The organism is Avibacterium sp. 20-126, from assembly GCF_044358625.1.
Lineage (GTDB): Bacteria > Pseudomonadota > Gammaproteobacteria > Enterobacterales > Pasteurellaceae > Avibacterium.
In genome coordinates this window covers 167,640-186,392 of sequence record NZ_CP091457.1, presented here as the reverse complement: position 1 = coordinate 186,392, position 18,753 = coordinate 167,640, and the positions used below count along the sequence as shown (strand labels likewise).

Annotated in this window: 17 protein-coding genes; 5 read left to right on the top strand and 12 right to left on the bottom strand. The window is 40.9% G+C overall.

All coding sequences use genetic code 11. The features are described from left to right. Positions 1-27: 27 nt before the first annotated feature. Positions 28-954 (bottom strand): hydroxymethylbilane synthase, encoded by a 927-nt coding sequence (gene hemC / locus L4F91_RS00865; RefSeq protein ID WP_250363951.1) that lies wholly within the window; start codon positions 952-954, stop codon positions 28-30. A gap of 183 nt (positions 955-1,137) precedes the next feature. Here hemC and L4F91_RS00860 point away from each other — a divergent pair, with 183 nt between their 5' ends. Then, entirely contained in the window at positions 1,138-3,630 is a 2,493-nt protein-coding gene (locus tag L4F91_RS00860; protein WP_395896723.1) for a class I adenylate cyclase, read from the top strand. A gap of 13 nt (positions 3,631-3,643) precedes the next feature. Next, positions 3,644-4,273, top strand: coding sequence for a two-component system response regulator NarL (gene narL / locus L4F91_RS00855; RefSeq protein WP_250351088.1), 630 nt, complete (start codon positions 3,644-3,646; stop codon positions 4,271-4,273). A 174-nt stretch (positions 4,274-4,447) separates the two neighbouring features. On the opposite strand, the gene cpxA is transcribed toward narL, so the two are convergent. The 4 genes from cpxA to yejK all read right to left on the bottom strand — a co-directional run bounded on the left by cpxA (position 4,448) and on the right by yejK (position 8,086). Next, the gene (gene cpxA / locus L4F91_RS00850; RefSeq protein ID WP_250363949.1) at positions 4,448-5,833 is read right to left on the bottom strand and encodes an envelope stress sensor histidine kinase CpxA; all 1,386 of its coding nucleotides are present in this window, start codon (positions 5,831-5,833) and stop codon (positions 4,448-4,450) included. Positions 5,834-5,844: 11 nt separating this feature from the next. After that, entirely contained in the window at positions 5,845-6,546 is a 702-nt protein-coding gene (cpxR, locus tag L4F91_RS00845; RefSeq protein WP_395896719.1) for an envelope stress response regulator transcription factor CpxR, read from the bottom strand. Between the two features lie 46 nt (positions 6,547-6,592). After that, positions 6,593-7,006 (bottom strand): outer membrane protein assembly factor BamE, encoded by a 414-nt coding sequence (bamE, locus tag L4F91_RS00840; RefSeq protein ID WP_250351091.1) that lies wholly within the window; start codon positions 7,004-7,006, stop codon positions 6,593-6,595. A gap of 63 nt (positions 7,007-7,069) precedes the next feature. Continuing rightward, positions 7,070-8,086: a nucleoid-associated protein YejK gene (gene yejK / locus L4F91_RS00835; protein ID WP_395896716.1), complete on the bottom strand. Its 1,017-nt coding sequence runs from the start codon at positions 8,084-8,086 to the stop codon at positions 7,070-7,072. A gap of 118 nt (positions 8,087-8,204) precedes the next feature. Between yejK and L4F91_RS00830 the strand changes: the two genes are divergently transcribed. From L4F91_RS00830 to L4F91_RS00820, 3 genes are all read left to right on the top strand, one after another. Continuing rightward, on the top strand, positions 8,205-8,426 hold the full coding sequence (locus L4F91_RS00830; protein ID WP_265762391.1) for a YejL family protein: 222 nt from the start codon (positions 8,205-8,207) through the stop codon (positions 8,424-8,426). A gap of 4 nt (positions 8,427-8,430) precedes the next feature. Beyond that, positions 8,431-10,176 carry a DUF3413 domain-containing protein gene (locus tag L4F91_RS00825; RefSeq protein WP_395896714.1) on the top strand — a complete coding sequence of 582 codons (1,746 nt, stop codon included), beginning with the start codon at positions 8,431-8,433 and terminating at the stop codon, positions 10,174-10,176. 303 nt (positions 10,177-10,479) lie between these two features. Continuing rightward, positions 10,480-11,472, top strand: a complete 993-nt coding sequence (locus tag L4F91_RS00820; protein ID WP_250351095.1) for an amidohydrolase family protein — start codon at positions 10,480-10,482, stop codon at positions 11,470-11,472. 526 nt (positions 11,473-11,998) lie between these two features. On the opposite strand, the gene dusC is transcribed toward L4F91_RS00820, so the two are convergent. The 7 genes from dusC to recO form a co-directional block, all read right to left on the bottom strand. Continuing rightward, on the bottom strand, positions 11,999-12,937 hold the full coding sequence (gene dusC, locus L4F91_RS00815; protein ID WP_395896712.1) for a tRNA dihydrouridine(16) synthase DusC: 939 nt from the start codon (positions 12,935-12,937) through the stop codon (positions 11,999-12,001). 142 nt (positions 12,938-13,079) lie between these two features. Then, complete coding sequence (locus L4F91_RS00810) at positions 13,080-13,499, bottom strand: transposase (RefSeq protein ID WP_395896710.1); 420 nt, start codon at positions 13,497-13,499, stop codon at positions 13,080-13,082. A gap of 6 nt (positions 13,500-13,505) precedes the next feature. Beyond that, on the bottom strand, positions 13,506-13,796 hold the full coding sequence (locus L4F91_RS00805; protein ID WP_395896708.1) for an IS3 family transposase: 291 nt from the start codon (positions 13,794-13,796) through the stop codon (positions 13,506-13,508). Positions 13,797-14,000: 204 nt separating this feature from the next. Continuing rightward, a complete protein-coding gene (locus L4F91_RS00800) occupies positions 14,001-14,357 on the bottom strand; it encodes a diacylglycerol kinase (protein ID WP_395896706.1) in 357 nt (118 codons plus the stop codon). An 85-nt stretch (positions 14,358-14,442) separates the two neighbouring features. Further along, on the bottom strand, positions 14,443-16,674 hold the full coding sequence (gene relA / locus L4F91_RS00795; RefSeq protein WP_395896704.1) for a GTP diphosphokinase: 2,232 nt from the start codon (positions 16,672-16,674) through the stop codon (positions 14,443-14,445). A 13-nt stretch (positions 16,675-16,687) separates the two neighbouring features. Continuing rightward, positions 16,688-18,001, bottom strand: a complete 1,314-nt coding sequence (gene rlmD / locus L4F91_RS00790) for a 23S rRNA (uracil(1939)-C(5))-methyltransferase RlmD (protein WP_395896702.1) — start codon at positions 17,999-18,001, stop codon at positions 16,688-16,690. A gap of 3 nt (positions 18,002-18,004) precedes the next feature. Next, positions 18,005-18,715 carry a DNA repair protein RecO gene (recO, locus tag L4F91_RS00785; protein ID WP_250351614.1) on the bottom strand — a complete coding sequence of 237 codons (711 nt, stop codon included), beginning with the start codon at positions 18,713-18,715 and terminating at the stop codon, positions 18,005-18,007. Positions 18,716-18,753: the final 38 nt, after the last annotated feature.

Genomic DNA, 18,753 nt, shown 5'->3' with positions numbered 1-18,753 from the left:
TTTCCTTATCGTTGTAAAGGTGAATAATTACACACCAAGGGCTTGTAAAATGTTATCTGCCCCTTGTTTTAATAAGCTTTCTGCGACTTGAATACCTAATTCTTGCGCATTTTCCACCGCACTTTTACCCTCTGCACGAATAATTTCACTGCCATCTGTTTTCCCCACTAACGCTTTAAGATAAAGCTGATTATCAGAAATCACCGCATACCCCCCGATTGGCACTTGACAACCACCTTGTAGGTGATTATTCATCGCACGCTCAGCTAACACACAGGCAGTGGTTTCTGGATCGGCAAGTGGTGCTAACAGGGTTTGCACTTCCACATCATCAACACGGCATTCAATTCCAACTGCCCCTTGCCCTGCTGCGGGTAAGGAAATTTCCGTATCAATGAAAGAGGCAATGCGCTCTGCCATTCCTAAACGAATTAATCCCGCTGAAGCAAGAATAATCGCATCATAATCACCATTGTCTAATTTACTTAATCGTGTCCCCACATTTCCTCGTAAAGATTGAATGGTCAAATCAGGTCGTAACGCGTTAAGCTGACATTGACGGCGTAAACTTGATGTCCCCACCACAGCACCCGCAGGTAATTCCTCTAAAGTGCGGTAAGAATTTGACACAAAGGCATCACGGGGATCTTCACGTTGGCAAATAACACTTAGCCCTAAGCCTTGTGGGAATTGCATTGGCACATCTTTCATTGAATGTACGGCAATATCGGCTTCGCCCTTTAATAGGGCATTTTCTAATTCTTTGACGAATAAGCCTTTTCCGCCAATTTTCGCCAGTGGCGTATCTAAAATTACATCGCCTTTGGTTACCATTGGCACAAGCTCAACACAAAGTGCTGGATATAATTGCGTTAAACGATCTTTAATATAATTCGCTTGCCATAATGCTAAAGGGCTACGGCGGGTTGCGATTTTGATTAGTTTTTTTGTCATCATTATGCAAAAAATAAGCGTAGAAACATTAGGGCTTATCCTATCATTGTTGCCTCAAAATGTCAGTTTTCATTTAATTTTTTTGCTTTCCGATAAGGCAAATGATAGAGTAATACTTCAATTTCTTTGTATGAAATTCGAGGAAATTGTTCATTTATCACTCCCTCTTTCCTAGGATATAAATTGAATTACGATATTAATAGTGCGAAACAACAAGTGGAATATCTCGACAAATTACGTTTTGAACGCGCAATTTCAGGCAGTTCAGCTCAATTTAGTCAAGTTTTTCAAACGATTACCTTGTTATTGCACCTCAATCATCACACGCTGCCAGGCTATATCAAAAATGCCCCAGCAGGGATTGTTGATTTTGTTTTATCGGATTATCAACAAGCCTATCTTTCCGCACATTTTGAGTTAAGTGAGCAAGAAATCGAAAATTCGCCATTTTCTCACCGCACTTTCTTTCCCGTGCTTGGCGTGTATGTAATGGGCAGTATCGCTTCAATTAGCCAAACATCGGCTTCAGACTTGGATATTTGGGTTTGTCACCACCCGCAAATTAGCCCAGAAGATCGCCATTTATTAAGCCAAAAAATGGACGCCTTACAGCAATGGGCATTAACCTTAGGGGTGGAAATTAACTTATATTTAATGGATCAAAACCGCTTCCGCTGTTTTCGTTACGCGGATCCGTTAACGGCAGAAAATTGTGGTTCGGCACAATATATGCTATTGCTAGATGAATTTTACCGATCCGCCATTCGCCTTGCTGGAAAACCCTTATTATGGCTACATCTACCCGTAGAAAATGAAAAAGACTATGAACAAGAAGTGGCACGTTTAATCAAAGAAAAACGTATCGATCCTAATGATTGGGTGGATTTTGGTGGCTTAGGGGCATTTTCTGCCAATGAATATTTTGGTGCGAGTTTGTGGCAACTCTACAAAGGGATTGATTCACCTTACAAATCCGTGTTAAAAATTTTGTTGCTGGAAACTTATTCCGCGGATTACCCAGACACTTACCTGATCGCCCAAGAATTTAAAGCACGCTTACTGAGTGGCGATAAAAAACATCACTTTGATCCTTATCTTACAATGCTTGAGCGAGTAACCAATTATTTAATCGGACTCAACGATTTACGTCGCTTAGAATTTGTTCGCCGTTGCTTTTATATTAAAGCCAATGAATACAGTCATAATGTTCCCAAACACAGTTGGCGTTTAGCCCAATTACAGAACCTAGCCAAAACGTGGGGCTGGTCAAAAGAATTGGTACAAGAGCTAAATCAGCGCGCCTGTTGGAAAATAAAACGCGTAAAAGAAAGCCATAATAACTTAATTAAGTTCTTAATGTTTAGTTATCGGCATTTAGTACAATTTGCCCGCAAATATAAGGTAAATTCCAGCATAATGCCGCAAGATATTAGCATTTTAACCCGTAAACTTTATACAGCATTTGAAGAATTGCCGGGTAAAATCACTTTACTCAATGCAATGATTTCTTCTGATTTATCGGAAAAAAACATTACCTTTATTGAAGTCAAAAACAACCGTCATTTCAAAGCAGGTTGGTACTTAGTAAACCAAACGCCTGATGTCCAAGGATTTGAACAGCCACGCTACATAGAATATAGCGAAAATCTCAATAAATTGGTTTCTTGGGCATATTTCAACCGTTTACTGACCCCCAAAACAGAATTACACATCTTTAGCCCAAATGTAACGCTTGCAAAATTAAGGCAATTCGTTACCGATTTACGTTTATCTCTGCCCACAGTAGTGGCCGCGGCAAGTAATGAGGAATTAAATCATAACTGCGAAATAAAAAGCTTAGTCGTTTCCATTAATCTCACCAAAGACCCGACAGCACATTTATCTGAGGCAAAAACCACCATCGTCGCCAATGATTTATTTAGTTTTGGGCCTGATGAAGAAAGCCTAGTAGGAAGTATTGATTTAACTTATCGCAATTTATGGAATGAAATTCGTACTCTGCATTTTGAAGGACCAAATGCCATTTTATTGGCATTAAAAGTGCTTTCTAACAAAATTTATCGTGGTTCCACCTCACCACAAAGCGTAAATGTATTCTGTTATAGCAAATATTATCAAAAAACCTTACGAAATATTGTTACCGCATTAATCAACAAATGTATCAATATCCAAGTAGGCGTCAGTGATGTGCCACAAAATAATTTATTGCGTGTTGCGGGGAAAAACTGGCAATTTTTCTTTGAAGAACGCGGCATTAGCTTGCAAGAAATCCACACCCCACCTTTGATTAGTAACGAGGATTTCAATGTAGAGGTACAAGAAGTCATCGACAATAAAGAGGAAAACCACAAGCACAAAACATACCCCTATGAAATTGACGCCTTTGCCAGCGAAGGTTTTTTACAATTTTTCTTTGAAAATAACTTGGATAAGACATTTAATGTCTATATTTTAGACGAAGCTAACCGAATTGAGATTTATCGTAACTGTGAAGGTGAAAAAGAACAGAAAATTCATGAGATAAATCATATTTATCAATCGGCAGGCTTGGAGGGAAATAATAATCCGTATAAAATTGTGCAACGAAATTTTAACTATCCACAATTTTATCAATTATTACCAAGCGAAAGTGGCGTCAAGATTGTCCCATTTTATAGTCGTTTGGTGTCATCATAACTAGGGGAAACTTATGTTGGATACAATGAAAGTGCTGCTGATTGACGATCACCCACTGATGCGTCGTGGCATAAAACAATTATTGGAATTAGATGAAACATTTGAAATCGTTGGTGATGCCGGTAGTGGTGCAGAAGGAATTAACCTTGCCTTACAAACCTCACCAGATTTAATTGTGCTTGATTTGAATATGAAAGGGCTATCAGGGTTAGACACGCTCAAGGCATTACGTGAAGAAAATGTCGATGCTCGCATTGTTATTCTTACCGTTTCCGATGCCAAAAATGATGTTTTCACGCTGATTGACGCGGGTGCAGACGGCTATTTACTAAAAGATACCGAACCCGATCTGTTACTTGGGCAAATTAAACGTATTGCTCAAGGAGAAGTGATTTTAAGCGATTCAATTAAAGATTTACTACTAGAACAACGCCCCGAACAAGATCCGATTTACACCCTTACGGATCGAGAAATGGATGTGCTACGCCTGATTGCAACGGGCTTATCCAATAAACAGATTGCCGCACAACTCTTTATTTCAGAAGAAACCGTAAAAGTGCATATCCGCAACTTATTACGTAAACTCAATGTTCACTCTCGTGTGGCAGCCACCGTGCTGTATTTTCAGCATAAAGGGGCATAAAACCACGCAACAAAGAGCGGTAAAAGATCCGCTCTCTTTCTTCAATACTTTACAAAAAAGTACCGCACTTACTTTTCTTACGATAAATCAAATTATGCAAACTAATTAGTGCGGTTGAAAATTTTAGAATTTTTATTTCTGAAATTTATGGCATACAAAAGTGCTAAAGAACATTTATTGAGAAATCCATAACGGCAGTTTGATCACAACACGCAAGCCACCAAGGTGGCTTGGTTCCGCCCATACTTTTCCTTGATGTTCACGGATAACATTAGCGACAATCGCAAGCCCCAGCCCTGTTCCCCCGGTTTCACGGGTTCTGGCTTCATCAATGCGATAAAATGGCTTGAAAATATTTTCATATTCATTGGCTGGAATACCCGCGCCGTTATCATCAATGGCAATCACCATTGCATTCTCTTCAATAAAGATTGTTGCTTCAATTTTAGCGTGCGTATATTTCAACGCATTGCGTAAGATATTTTCAATGGCACTGCAAATTAACCCTTTATTTCCATTGAGGTAATATTGGCTCGGTTTATGAATCAGTTGTTTGACTTTGAAGGATAATTTTTTCTGTTCCGCTTCAAAACGGCTATCTTTAATAATATCGTGCCAAATTTCAGTGATGGGGAAAATTTCTCGTAGAATATGGCTATTTAGCTGCTGACGTGAAAGTAACAGCAGATCATTAATCATTTCATCAAGGCGTACGGCTTCTTTTTCGATGCGAGCAATTTCTGCGCTGCTATTGATTCGGCGACGTAATAAGGCTAGCGCCAGTTGCAAGCGGGTAAGCGGTGTTCTTAGTTCGTGTGAAATAGAGGAAAGTAGGGTTTGCTGATTAGAAAGTTGATCGTCTAAGGCAATCGTCATTCGATTGAAACTTTGCCCCACTTGACGTAACTCAATAGTGCCTTGCGTTTCAAGGGATTTATCCACTTTAAAATTGCCTAAAGCAACGGCATTGGCCGCTTGCTGTAAATGTCTCAACGGTCGCCCAATACTTCGTGAAAGCCACCAAAGTAACGGGGTGGAAATTAACATAATAAATAAAATGAGGATATAAGGGCGGTCAAAAATATAAGACAGAACTTCTTTTTGCGGATTAACACGGCTGACAAAATAGAGTGTGTAAGGCACATCATTGTCTAAATTGAGATGTACAGTAAAAGGCCCGGCAATCTGAATATCATAAAAGTTTTTTTTCAGCGGTTTTAATGTGCTTACGGTGTGGTACATAAATTGCTGAATAGAGGCAATTTCTTCCTTTCTTGCGCCAAGAATATTGCCATTTTTATCTGCCAAAACAGGGTGAATGTCGTCAAATTTGTCCATAGGGATAACTGGCACGCCAGAAATAATATGCGCCAGTTGTTTATTCCGAATGGCGGTGGCGATTTCACCGTAATAACCCGAAACTTCTTCATTGCCAAGTTCCGTGTAAATACGCGCATCAAAATAAGGTAGTAAAAAAATCAATGCGAGGAGAAGCGCAAAGGCAAGCCAGAATAAGGCAAAAATTCGCATTGATAAGGTATTAAGAAACGTTAATTTCATTTTGCGTGAGGTTATTTCGAGGCAACAAGAAGATAGCCTTTGCCTCGCAAGGTTTTGAACCAAGGCGAATCGTCATTTCGTGGTGGGAGTTTTTTCCTTAGATTTGACATATGCATATCAATAGCACGATCAAACGGTGTCAGCGGTTTACCTAGGATTTCCATACTCAAATGCTCACGAGAAAGAATTTGCCCCGGATTTGCGATAAGGGTTTGTAATAAAGCAAATTCTGTGCCGGTAAGTTCAAGATTTTTATCCTCATAAAGCACTTGCTGACGTCCGGGATAAAGCGTGAGACCACAAAATTCAATTTGTTGATTTTCTTCTGATTTGCTTTCATTCACGGAATTTACCAGTTCAGTACGGCGTAAAATGGCTTTAATTCTTGCCACTAATTCACGATCATTGAATGGCTTTGGTAAATAATCATCTGCACCTAACTCTAAGCCGATAACGCGATCAATTTCATCGCCTCGTGCTGTGAGCATCATTACGGGGGTAGTGAAATGCTGCCTAATTTGTTTTAGGGTTTCAATGCCGTTTAACACGGGCATCATTATATCCAATAAAACAAGGTGATAGCTGTTATCCAATTTGTCTAAGGCTTCTTTACCATTGTTTGCGGTATCTACTTCAAAGCCTTCTAGCTGAAGTAATTCCGCCAGAAGTTCCACAAGTTCAATATCATCGTCCACTAATAATAATTTAGCCATTGCGTTTGGTCCTTATAATGAAGTGCGGTGTTATTTTGCCGAGTTTTTATTTCCAGAACTGCCACCAGTGTTTGTTTTGGCTTTCTGGCGCGTCAATCACCACATTATTGATTTCTTTTTCTCCCGCTGTTGGCAACGGTTTATCTAAATCAAGGTGAGTGACCACACCTTGTTTATCAAAGTTTACGATAAAGGTATGTTGTTCTGGTGCTTGGTAAGCCTTTTGGATAAGGAAAACATAATACCAAGTATTATTGCTAAATGGATCGATTAACACCGGCGTCCCTAATAAGTATTGTACTTGTTGCTTATTCATTCCCACTTTGACTTGATCCACCGTGGCCGCCTCAAGGTAATTTCCTTGTGGCACATCAATACGATAGACCACTTTGCTTACGGTGGAACAGGCCGTTACGCTGAATGCTAACATTGCCGCGGTAATAAGAGTTTTTAACTGCATATTGGTTACCTTTTATTCTTTAATGATTGGGGGATAATACCTAAACTTCGTCCTATTGCCAAATTAATTCGCGCCTTTTAGCCAACGTTGTAGTTGATCACGCAAATTCGGTGGCAGCCCTTTAATAGTGAGCGTATCACCCATTTCATCCCAGATGACACGTTGGTTAATCAGCTCTGCGTCAAAGCTAATGGTTACCCCTTTGCCTGAGCCAGAAAACTTGGTTAAGCCTTTCAAGGCAGAACGGACTGGGGGAATATGTTCCTCCAAGCCATAATCTTGCGTTTGCGTAAAATCCACAAAAGACTGTTCATTTAGAGTAGGCAGACTGTCGGAAAGTTCCCGCAATTCAATTTCTTCGCCCGCACTCATTTGCCCTTTACAATACTCAAACACTTGCTTTTTCACCGCTTGGGATTGCTCATTATTTAACTCACCTTGCTCGCAATAATCGTTCACTGCTTGTAATAAACATTGATTTTGCAATTGTGGATTTAGCCCTTCTTCTGCCTGTAAGAAATCCATAAAAAAGTCGGCAATTTTCCGCCCGACTTTGCCTTTAATAAAGGTGAGATAGCGATTAGAACTGGCATCAATATGCAAATCCGTCAGGTTAATGCGTGCGGCAATATCAAATTGAGTAAGATCCAAATATTGCGTACGATGAATTTCTAGGTTTTCGTCCACCAACATACTGGCGTGGCTGTCTAGCAAGGCGATAAACAAATAATCCGTCGCTAAAAAATTGTATTGGCACAACACGAATGTGCCGCTATCTGCAAAGTTATATTTCCCTAATTCCTGTGCAAGCTTTTGCGCAGATTGGTGACTAAAAGGCAGAAAATCTAAGTCATTTTCGAGAAAACGATTAAGATTTTGCGCAAATTCTGAGGCTTCTTCAAATACACCATAGGCTTTTGCTTTATTTTGATAACCTTGATGTAAATGCAGCATCATTTGTTCTACTTCAGGGCTAATTGGCAACCGTTCATTACGCAGTTGCACATCAAGTTGAATGGCGTCTTCTTGCTGGTGTTTTACCAATTGGTGCAACACAATTTGCTTAACCGTAATACTCATTTTTTAATCCATATTTATAAAAATAAATTTGTACGATATTATAACCGCACTTTCGGCGAAAATATGCTAGCATACGCAAAATTATTCTCAGCCTTCAAATTTAACAACAATATTCATTATGGCGAAACAATCAAAATTCCAAGATAAACACGTTGATACCTTATTAAATGAACTGATTGCCGTGTTTGAAAAACATCAAACGCCGGTAGATTTATCCTTGGTTGTACTGGGTAATATGGTGACCAATGTACTTACCCATAATATGGGGCAACAGCAACGTATCGCGCTAGCTCAGGCCTTTTCTGATGCGTTAATGCGTTCTATCAAAGAGCAAAAATAATACGATGTTTGGCATTAAAACAAGCAAACAATATCGTGAAAACACCTCGCGAAAAATCGCTTGGGGGCATTGGTTTGCTTTTTTTAATATCCTTTGGGCAATTGTGATTGGCGCACGTTATGCCTTTTTGATCGATTGGCCAGACACGCTTTTTGGCAAACTGTATTTTTTCATCAGTTTATTAGGGCATTTTAGTTTTATTGTGTTTGCCTTGTATTTGCTGATTATTTTTCCGCTCAGTTTTATGGTAAAAAACAACCGCACTTTCCGTGGGCTAAGTGTGATTCTCACCACCATTGGGGCAACCCTATTATTAGTGGATACAGAAGTTTTTGCGCGCTTTAATTTTCACCTTTCTTCACTCGTATGGAATTTATTGGTAAACCCAGACAATGGTGAGCTTTCCCGCAACTGGCAACTGTTTTTCGTGCCAATGCCAATTATCTTATTGATTCAAATGCTGTTTTCTCGCTGGTCGTGGGAAAAATTGCGTAGCCTTGAACGGCAAAAATGGCTTAAAGGTGTGGGGGTATTCTTTGTTTGTACCTTTATTGCCACCCACTTAATTTATGCTTGGGCAGATGCGTTTATCTATCGTCCGATCACGATGCAAAAATCTAATTTTCCGCTTTCTTACCCGATGACTGCACGCTCTTTCTTAGAAAAGCACGGTTTCTTAGATAAAAATCAATATAGTCAAACCTTAGAACAAGAGGGACGACCTGAAGCCTTAAAGATCGATTATCCTAAATCGCCATTGCGCTTTGCCCCAGTTAATCCAAGCAATATTCTGATCATTACCGTATCTGGACTACGTTATGATGCAGTTAGTGCTGAAAAAATGCCACAGCTGAGCGCCTTTGCTGAGCAAGCAACGCAATATCTCAATCATTACAGCACGGGCAATAACAATAACACCGCCTTAACGGGCTTGTTCTACGGATTGACGGCGAATTATACCGATAGCTTATTAAGCAACAAAACGCCATCCGTGCTAATTAGCACGCTCAAGCAAGAAAAATTTGCTTATCAACTGGGATTATTTTCCAGCGATGGCTTTCACGCCAGTTTGTTAAGCCAGAATTTGTTTAATCAACAAAAATTAGATCACAACGTCCATAGCAACCGAACAAGCGTGCAAAAATGGCATAATTGGTATGCAAAACACAATACAGAAAAACCTTATTTCAGCTATTTGAGCCTGACCATTCCGCAAGGGTTAAATGAGACAGTCTATGCGCTTCAACTGAATGAATTAGATGGCTTGCTAGATGGCGTATTACGCGAAGTCAATCGCCACGACACCCTTATTTTAATTACCGCTGAAGAAGGCTATCATTTCACCTCATTAAGTGAAAAACAGCAAAGTCATTATTTCGCACCAGAAGAAATTCACGTCCCGCTGATTATTGCGTGGCAAGGGTTAGAACAAGGGCAGGTAAAAAAACTCACTAGCCACACAGATATTTTGCCTACATTAATGACACATTTATTTGGCGTGCAAAATCCTGCCTCTGATTATGCACAGGGAATGGATTTGTTTAACCCCGCATTGCGCCGCAGTTGGGTACAGGTAGGAAATTATCGTTGGAATGTGATTGTTACCGCTGATGGCACACAATATCATCTTGATCGCCGTGGAAACTACCAAGAATACGACCGCACTTACCAAAAAACCACCTCACGCACGCCACCGCTTGGTTTGTTCTTAGAGGTATTTAATCAAGATAATGCTTTTTTTGAAAAATAAAAGGAAGACAAATTAAGCAACCAATAGTTAAAACCAATTATATTTTTACTATTGAAGCGCTTATACTATCGCCGCTGCAAAGGCATTTCGCCTTTTTTATTATTCAAATTCATCTGGACAAAATAGAATGTTATTAAGTAAAAATCTGCGAATTTTTCATAACATTACACCACACACCACAAATCAAGAGGCTCACCACTTGAGCGCAAAGCAATTTTCTCTTAATAACACGATCCCACTGTATTGGGATTTTTTCATCTCTAGCCTATTGTCCGCCTCGCTTTCATTATTACGGAGAAAATTATGCGTAATCACGTTCGTAGCTTTAAAACCTATATTCGAGACGAAATTATCAAAAAAGGCGGCTGGGTCAATTCACACGCTCACGCTGACCGCGCGTTCACAATGACGCCAGAAAAAATCGGTATTTACCATAGCAGTAATTTGCAACAAAAATGGGATTTAGTGGACGAAGTAAAACGCACCTCCACCGTAGATGATTATTACGCCCGCTTTTGCCAAGCCATTGAATTAATGATCTCACAAGGGGTAACCGCGTTTGGTACCTTTGTGGATATTGATCCCATTTGTGAAGATCGTGCCATCATCGCCGCGCATAAAGCGCGTGATGTGTATAAACACGACATCACTTTAAAATTCGCTAATCAAACCCTAAAAGGCGTGATCGAACCCACCGCCAAAAAATGGTTTGATATTGGTGCAGAAATGGTCGATATGATTGGTGGCTTGCCTTATCGCGATGAACTAGATTACGGACGCGGTCTTGAGGCGATGGATATTTTGCTTGATAAAGCCAAATCACTCGGCATTATGTGCCACGTCCACGTTGATCAATTTAACACCCCGAAAGAAAAAGAAACAGAGCAACTCTGTGATAAAACCATTGAACACGGTATGGAAGGGCGCGTGGTTGCCATTCACGGTATTTCCATTGGCGCACATTCACGCGAATATCGCTACAAACTTTACGAGAAAATGCGCCAAGCCCAAATGATGATGATCGCCTGTCCAATGGCGTGGATTGACAGTAATCGTAAAGAAGATTTAATGCCCTTCCACAATGCCCTCACCCCCGTTGATGAAATGATCCCAGAAAACATCACCGTTGCCATTGGTACGGATAACATTTGCGATTATATGGTGCCACTATGTGAGGGCGATATGTGGCAGGAACTTAGCCTACTTGCCGCAGGTTGTCGTTTCCCTGATTTAGAGGCAATGGTAAACATTGCCAGTATCAATGGACGAAAAGTGTTGGGCTTAGATGCGGCTTAGACGTGACTTAGGCGTTTACGAATAAAAATCCTCCCAAGCACGGAGGATTTTTGCTTTATTAGCCTTGCCTATTTTTAATAGTGCGGTGGGATTTTCAAGCATTTTTACCCCGCAACGTAAATTTTTCTAGGGTGTATCCCAGAATAATGGGGTTAAAAATAGACAAAGTTGCCTACAATATAAGGAAAATTACTTGACAATAAGTAAAATATTCCTAAACCATTTAACCAAGTTTTGCCAGATTTTAGGATTGTTAGACTATTAAGTCGTTAGCGTACCAAATAGTGATATCCCCAAATATCGTAAGTGATTGACACAATAAAAACCTTATTCAATGACAAAGACACCGCGCCAATTTTAGAATGCACTTCTAATGATATGATCGTTTAAAATGAAAATAAGACAATACGACAACAACCGTGGTGTACAAGTAGCACATAAGAGAGCGGGTAATGCCATATTCTTTTTTATTTGAAATGACGATAAATGGGATGACGTTGGTGATGTAACGCAAAGTACAAACGATTTACTTTATTTGCTCTAACCTTTCGCGTAACGCTTCTGCCGTTTGACAAGTTTTAATATACTCAAACAGCACACTGGCTTGTGGGTAAGATTTTTTCAGATATTGCAGCCATTGCTTGGTGCGGGCAATATGATAAAAGCCGGTATCTTGTAGGTTTTCAATATGAGCATAACGGTGTAGCAAAGGCATAACACCTGTTTCCCAATCTAATTTAGCGTGATTGAACTTCACCACTCGGCTTAAATTTGGAATGGTTAATGCGCCACGTCCTATCATCACATCTTGGCAACCTGTTACAGCAAGGCAGTCCTGTGCATCTTGCCAGTCCCAAATTTCACCATTTGCGATCACTGGAATGGTTAAACGCTGGCGAATTTCAGCTATCTTCTGCCAGTTGATTTTTTCCGCACGGTAACCATCGGTTTTGGTGCGTCCGTGAATGGTGATTTCTGTGCCACCGCCTTGTTGTACCGCATCAGCAATGTCAAAGGCGTGCGCATCGCTATCCCACCCCAAGCGTACTTTAACGCTCACCACTTGTTCTTTCGGTAATGCTTCGCGTAAGGCTTTAGTGGCTTGGTAAATCAATTCAGGTTGTTTCAGCAATGCCGCTCCGCCGTGGCTGCCATTAACGGTTTTAGAAGGGCAACCACAGTTAAAATCAATGCCGTGCGATCCTAATTCTGTTGCCAATATAGCATTTTCTGCGAGCCATTGAGGATGTTGTCCGAGTAATTGTACTCGGACAAGTGTCCCCGCTGAAGTTCGTCCACCTTGCTTTAATTCTGGGCAGAGGCGATAGAATGTTTTTTCAGGTAAACGTTGATCCACCACACGCACAAATTCTGATACGCAGAGATCATAGTCATTAATTTCAGTCAGAAGTTGCCGCACAAGCGGATCAAGCACGCCCTGCATTGGCGCTAAAAAAACTCGCATTTTTACTCGTTATTAGGCTATTGGTTTGATGAAAAATAAAAAAATGCTGAATTTTCCACCGCACTCTTATCTGCTCCCCAAAAGTTGGACAGGTTGTTAAACTATAAATACTGAGTTCTGTATTGAACAGGACTCAGTCCTTTTAAAACCATTTTAATACGTTTTGGTTGTAATACACCACATATTCCTCAAGTTCAGCTTGCAATTCCGCTATCAATGTATAGCTACGCGCATAAAAACACTCGGATTTTAAAATCGCAAAGAAACGCTCAATCACCGCATTATCATAGCAATTCCCGCGTCGGCTCATACTCGGTATCGCGCGCCCTTCCAGCATTTTTCGCCAAGCGTTTGTACTATAAAGAACGCCTTGGTCGCTGTGAATAATAGGGCAATCCGTCGCACTTAATTGGCTTAACCCTTGTTCCAGCATTTTTGTTACCAAGGGAAAGTTGGGGCGTCTTGCAAACTGATAGGCGATAATTTCTTGATTCGCCAAATCCATTAGCGCGGAAAAATACAGCTTCTCCCGCCCAATATGAAATTCGGTCATATCCGTCACCCATTTCTAATTCAGTTTTGTCGCAGTAAAATCACGATTCAGCATATTTGGCGCAATCAAAGCGGTCTCATCTCGCTTTCCGTGCCTTCTCTGGCGAACAATCGACTGAATTTGCAACGCCCTCATTAATTTCAGTACGGTTTTATGATTCAACGTAACCCCGATTTGACGTAATTTGAACGTTAAAGGGCTGTAGCCATCTCGCTGTTTACTCGCTTGACACAGCGAGAATATTGCCACTTTTTCTGCCGTGTAATCGCGCTTAACTTCTTGATAATAAAAGGTAGAGCGCGCCATTTTCGCCGCTTTTAGTAAATCATTTAACGCATACTTTTGCTTTAAATCGTAAATGGTGGCTCTTTTTTCTGCCGTCGTTTTTGCCGGTCTAATTCCTCCAACTTTTTTAGATAAGCAATCTCTGCACGGACGAGAGCCAGCTCACGCTACAATTTTTTAACAGCTTTAGGGAATAACTCTGTGGGGGCAGATCACTTCTTTTTGTCAGAAAAAGAGAATCCCTCCCCAAGTAATCACAACAAGGATCAGTGTCACAAATACCGCGGCGGAGCCTTGATCTTTCGCGCGCCCTGAAAGCTCGTGATATTCTTTACCAACGCGATCCACCACGGCTTCCACTGCACTGTTGAGCAATTCTACTGCTAGCACTAATAACACGGAGCCAACCAGCAAGATCAACTCAATTTTGTCATCTGCGAGCCAAAAAGCCAGAGGGATTAAGATGCACGCACAGAATACCTCGTGGCGAAATGCAGCTTCGTTTTTAAATGCACTTTTTAGCCCTTTTAATGAATAACCTGTGGATTTAATTAAATGGGTCAAGCCTGTTGTTTTTTCCAATTTTCTTTCCTTATTAAATACGTTGAGTGTGATGGTTATATTTGTGCCGCGTTAATACAACGCAAAACAATTACGTTTTGTTTAGTTATAACCGTTTCGCTTCAATCACATCATCTAATTTTGCTAAACGTGCTAAGACTTTGCTTAATATTTGTACATTGTTTAACTCAATTTCCATATCAATGGTTGCAAGTTGTTTTTTGTTATCTGTACGGCTCGCTACCCCTGAGACACTGATTTTTTCATTGGCAAGCACGGTGGTAATATCACGCAACAAACCGTGGCGATCACTGGCGATAATACGAATACTAATACGGAAACCACTCGCATAATTATCTCCCCAAATGGATTCCACCACGCGCTCTGGGTGGCTCTCTTGCAATTCTAAAAATTGTTCGCAGTCGCTACGGTGAATAGAAATACCGCGTCCCATTGTGATGTAGCCCACGATGTCATCTCCGGGAATTGGCTGGCAACAGCGTGCAATGTGGTGCATTAAATTGCCCACACCTTCTACGATCACATAGCCCTTTGAGTCATTTTTTTGCGCAGAATTTACCGCACTTTTCTGTGTAACGTGACGTAAAATCTGTTCATCGGTTTCTTGTGGCGTGGTTTTAATCAGTTTACTTTGCAAAAAGTTAATGAGCTGATTAAGGCGAATATCGCCCCCACCGATGCCAGCATATAAATCGTCTAAATTTTTCAGGTTGTAACGTGGTAAAGCATACTGTTCCACTTGCTTGAGCGCAATGCCTAAACGCGTAATTTCATTCTCCAGCATTTCTTTACCTGCTGGAATATTTTTATCGCGATCTAATTTCTTAAACCACGCTGCAATTTTGGCACGAGATTTACTCGTATTGGTGAAACCTAAATTCGGATTAAGCCAATCCCGACTTGGGTTTGGTGTTTTTTGTGTAATGATTTCAATTTGATCGCCCATTTGCAACTGATAGGTAAACGGTACAATACGTCCGCCCACTTTTGCTCCAATACAGCGATGCCCAATCTCACTATGAATCGCATAGGCAAAATCCAGTGGTGTCGATCCTGTTGGCAGATCGATGACCTCACCTTTAGGCGTAAACACATACACCCGATCATCAAACACTTGGCTACGTAACTCAGCAATCACTTCACCTGAATCCGTAATATCATCTTGCCACGCTAATAATTTACGCAACCAAGCAATTTTATCTTCATAGGCAGAATGCCCCGTTACCCCTTCTTTATATTTCCAATGCGCAGCCACCCCAAGCTCCGCATCATCGTGCATTTGCTGAGTACGAATTTGCACTTCAATGGGTTTTCCACCTTTGCCCAATACCACCGTATGAATAGATTGATAGCCGTTTGGTTTGGGGTTGGCGACATAATCATCAAATTCTTTCGGTAAATGTTTAAAATGGGTATGCACAATTCCAAGGGCAGAATAACAATCTTGCAATTTCTGAACGATCACCCGCACCGCGCGAACATCATATAAATCACTAAATTCTAAGTGCTTTTTCTGCATTTTTCGCCAGATACTATAAATATGTTTCGGGCGACCATAAACCTCCACTTGATCGATATTTTCTTGTAAATAGTGCGTAAGATCCGCCACAAAATCTGCGATATATTGCTCACGATCCAAACGACGTTCTTTCAATAATTTAGCAATCATTCGATACTGTTCAGGATGCAAATAGCGGAAACAATAATCTTCTAACTCCCATTTCAACTGCCCGATGCCTAAACGGTTAGCGAGAGGGGCATAAATATTGGCACATTCTTTCGCAGCAAGCACTTTCTCTTCTTCGGAACAGCAATTTTCCGCATCTCGCAAAAAGGCAATACGTTCAGCCAGTTTGATAATCACGCAACGGAAATCATCTACCATCGCCAACAACATACGGCGTACATTGTCCACTTGCAGCGAATTGGCAGAATGGCTTGCATTTAACTGACGAATGTTATCCATTTCCAGCACACCTTTCACGAGCTTACCAATCGCAGTACCGAAATCTTCCTCAATTTGTGCTAACTCAACAATATTATGGCTTACCACAGGATAAATCATTGCGGTGATTAGACTTTCGCTATCCATATTCAGGCTGTGTAAAATTTCCACCATTTCTACACCAGAAAAGAGCGAGCAATGCAGTTGTGGCTTTTCGTCCGTACTTTGCTGCTGTTGGATTTTCTCTTGCGAATAATGCCACGCCCGCACTAATTTTTCCGTCAGCTCAGAAGAAAGCCCTAAACTTTCACTCCATTGTTCAATGACAAAATCTTTCGGGTTAAGTAGATGAGAACCTCGAACAGCAACCATAACGCCTTCCTATTTATTTCCGTTCAAATAGACTAATACTTTCTAAATGCCCTGTATTCGGGAACATATCGATCATTGCCACTTGTTTTACTTGATATCCAGCCTGCAAAAGCATTTCTGCATCTCGCACCAGTGTTGCTGGATTACAAGAGACATATACTATTTTTTCTGCCTTTAATTCCGCTAAAAAGGGGATCGCAAATGCCGCACCTGCACGTGGTGGATCAAGTAAGATTTTATTAAATTGCAGGCTTGCCCATTGTTGGGCTGAAAAAGATTGTGCTAGATCAGCCTGATAGAATTGGACATTTTTACACCCATTTCGTTCCGCATTTTGTGCTGCTTTATGCACCATTTCCGCCACACCCTCTACGCCCACCACTTGCTTGGCTTGAGCGCTTATTGGCAAGGTGAAATTGCCCATTCCGCAGAACAAATCCAGTACCTGATCTTGATCAGTTAAGTCGAGCCAATTCAATGCGGTATCAATCATCACCTGATTGAGTTGCGGATTAATCTGAATAAAATCACGTACATCAAAATGTAGCCGTTGCCGATTGTTCAATTCATAATAAGGGCTTTCACCATAAAGCTGCTGAATTTGCTCATCATCTTGCACAAACAGCATTAAATGTTCTTTTTGGGCAAATTCAATTAACAAAGTGCGGTCTTTTTCTGCCAAATTTTTTTGATGACGTAACAATAATGCCACACCGTTATCCGCGCGTACCAGCTCAAGATGCCCTAAATTTTTCGGGTTAGACCACTGTTGTAAAAGTGCGGTGATTTTTGGCAACAAATTATCCAGAGGCTTTTCGATCACAAGGCAAGATTGCACAGGTTCAATATTTTGCGAATTTTTCTGCCGAAAGCCAATGCGCAAGCCGTGCTTTTTATCCCAATAAAGACTTAATCGTAAACGGCGGCGATAATGCCATTGTTCACCGACAATTCTTGGCATTAATGCGATAGGTTCGCCTTGCAGTTTGCTTAAACGTTGGAATAATGCTTGCTCCTTTATCTGACGTTGCATTTCCAATGGAATATGCTGGGTTTGACAACCACCGCATTTTTCATAATAAACGCAGGCAGGCGGCACACGTTGCGCACTGGTTTCCAACCATTTCTTCGCCACCCCTTTGCCATATTGACGCTTTTCTTCCAACACCGCAACCAGCACCTTTTCATCAGGTAACGCATTTTCAATAAACCAGGTTTTCCCTTCAATTTTCGCCACGCCTAGCCCTTGATAATCCAAGCCTTGCACCTTAGCGGTAAAAGTGCGGTGGTTTTTTTCAACTTTTTTTGGGGTATAAAGTAATGCCATAGGTTATTTCTGATATAAAATATGTTGAGTAAATAATTCCCGACTTTTCAAAGGTTTACTGCCCAAATAAGGCTTCAAGGCAATGCGCGTAAAACGTTTTGCTGCTTGCAATACCGCTTGATCGTGAAATTCTCGCCGCTCAAATGCCAGCAATTCTCTGCCATAAAAAGTCAGATTATCTTTAATTAGGGAAGCAATAAAGCCTTTTTCCTCACGATAACGATAAGTCATATTTTCATCAACCGGCTCACCTGACCCTGCACAGTGGCAAAAGTCAATCCCATAGCCCATCGCAGTCAGTAATTGAAATTCAAAGGTACGCAGGCTTGGCTCAACAGAATGAGACACACTAGCCAACCCTGTAATACATTTTAAATAATCTTGGAAAATATCAGGATAAGGCGTTTCCACTGCTAATAAACGCATCAAGAGTTCATTGACATAAAAACCACTATAAAGTGCAGTAGGCTGCATAGGTAAGGTAAGCGAAGCGGCTTCAGCTTTGGTTAAAGTTTTCACCTCGCCTCGCCCAGTCCAGCGCAACAGCAAGGGGGTAAATGGCTGCAAAATGCTTTTCCACGCTGAACGTTTCGTTCTCGCGCCTTTCGCCATCACGGTTAAACGTCCTGTTTCTTCCGTAAACAAATCCACCAATAAGCTTGTTTCACTGTATGCCCTACGATGTAAAACAAAGCCCCGCTGCCAGTTTTCGATAACGTTATCCTTAGCTAATCATTCGTTGAAGTGAGGAT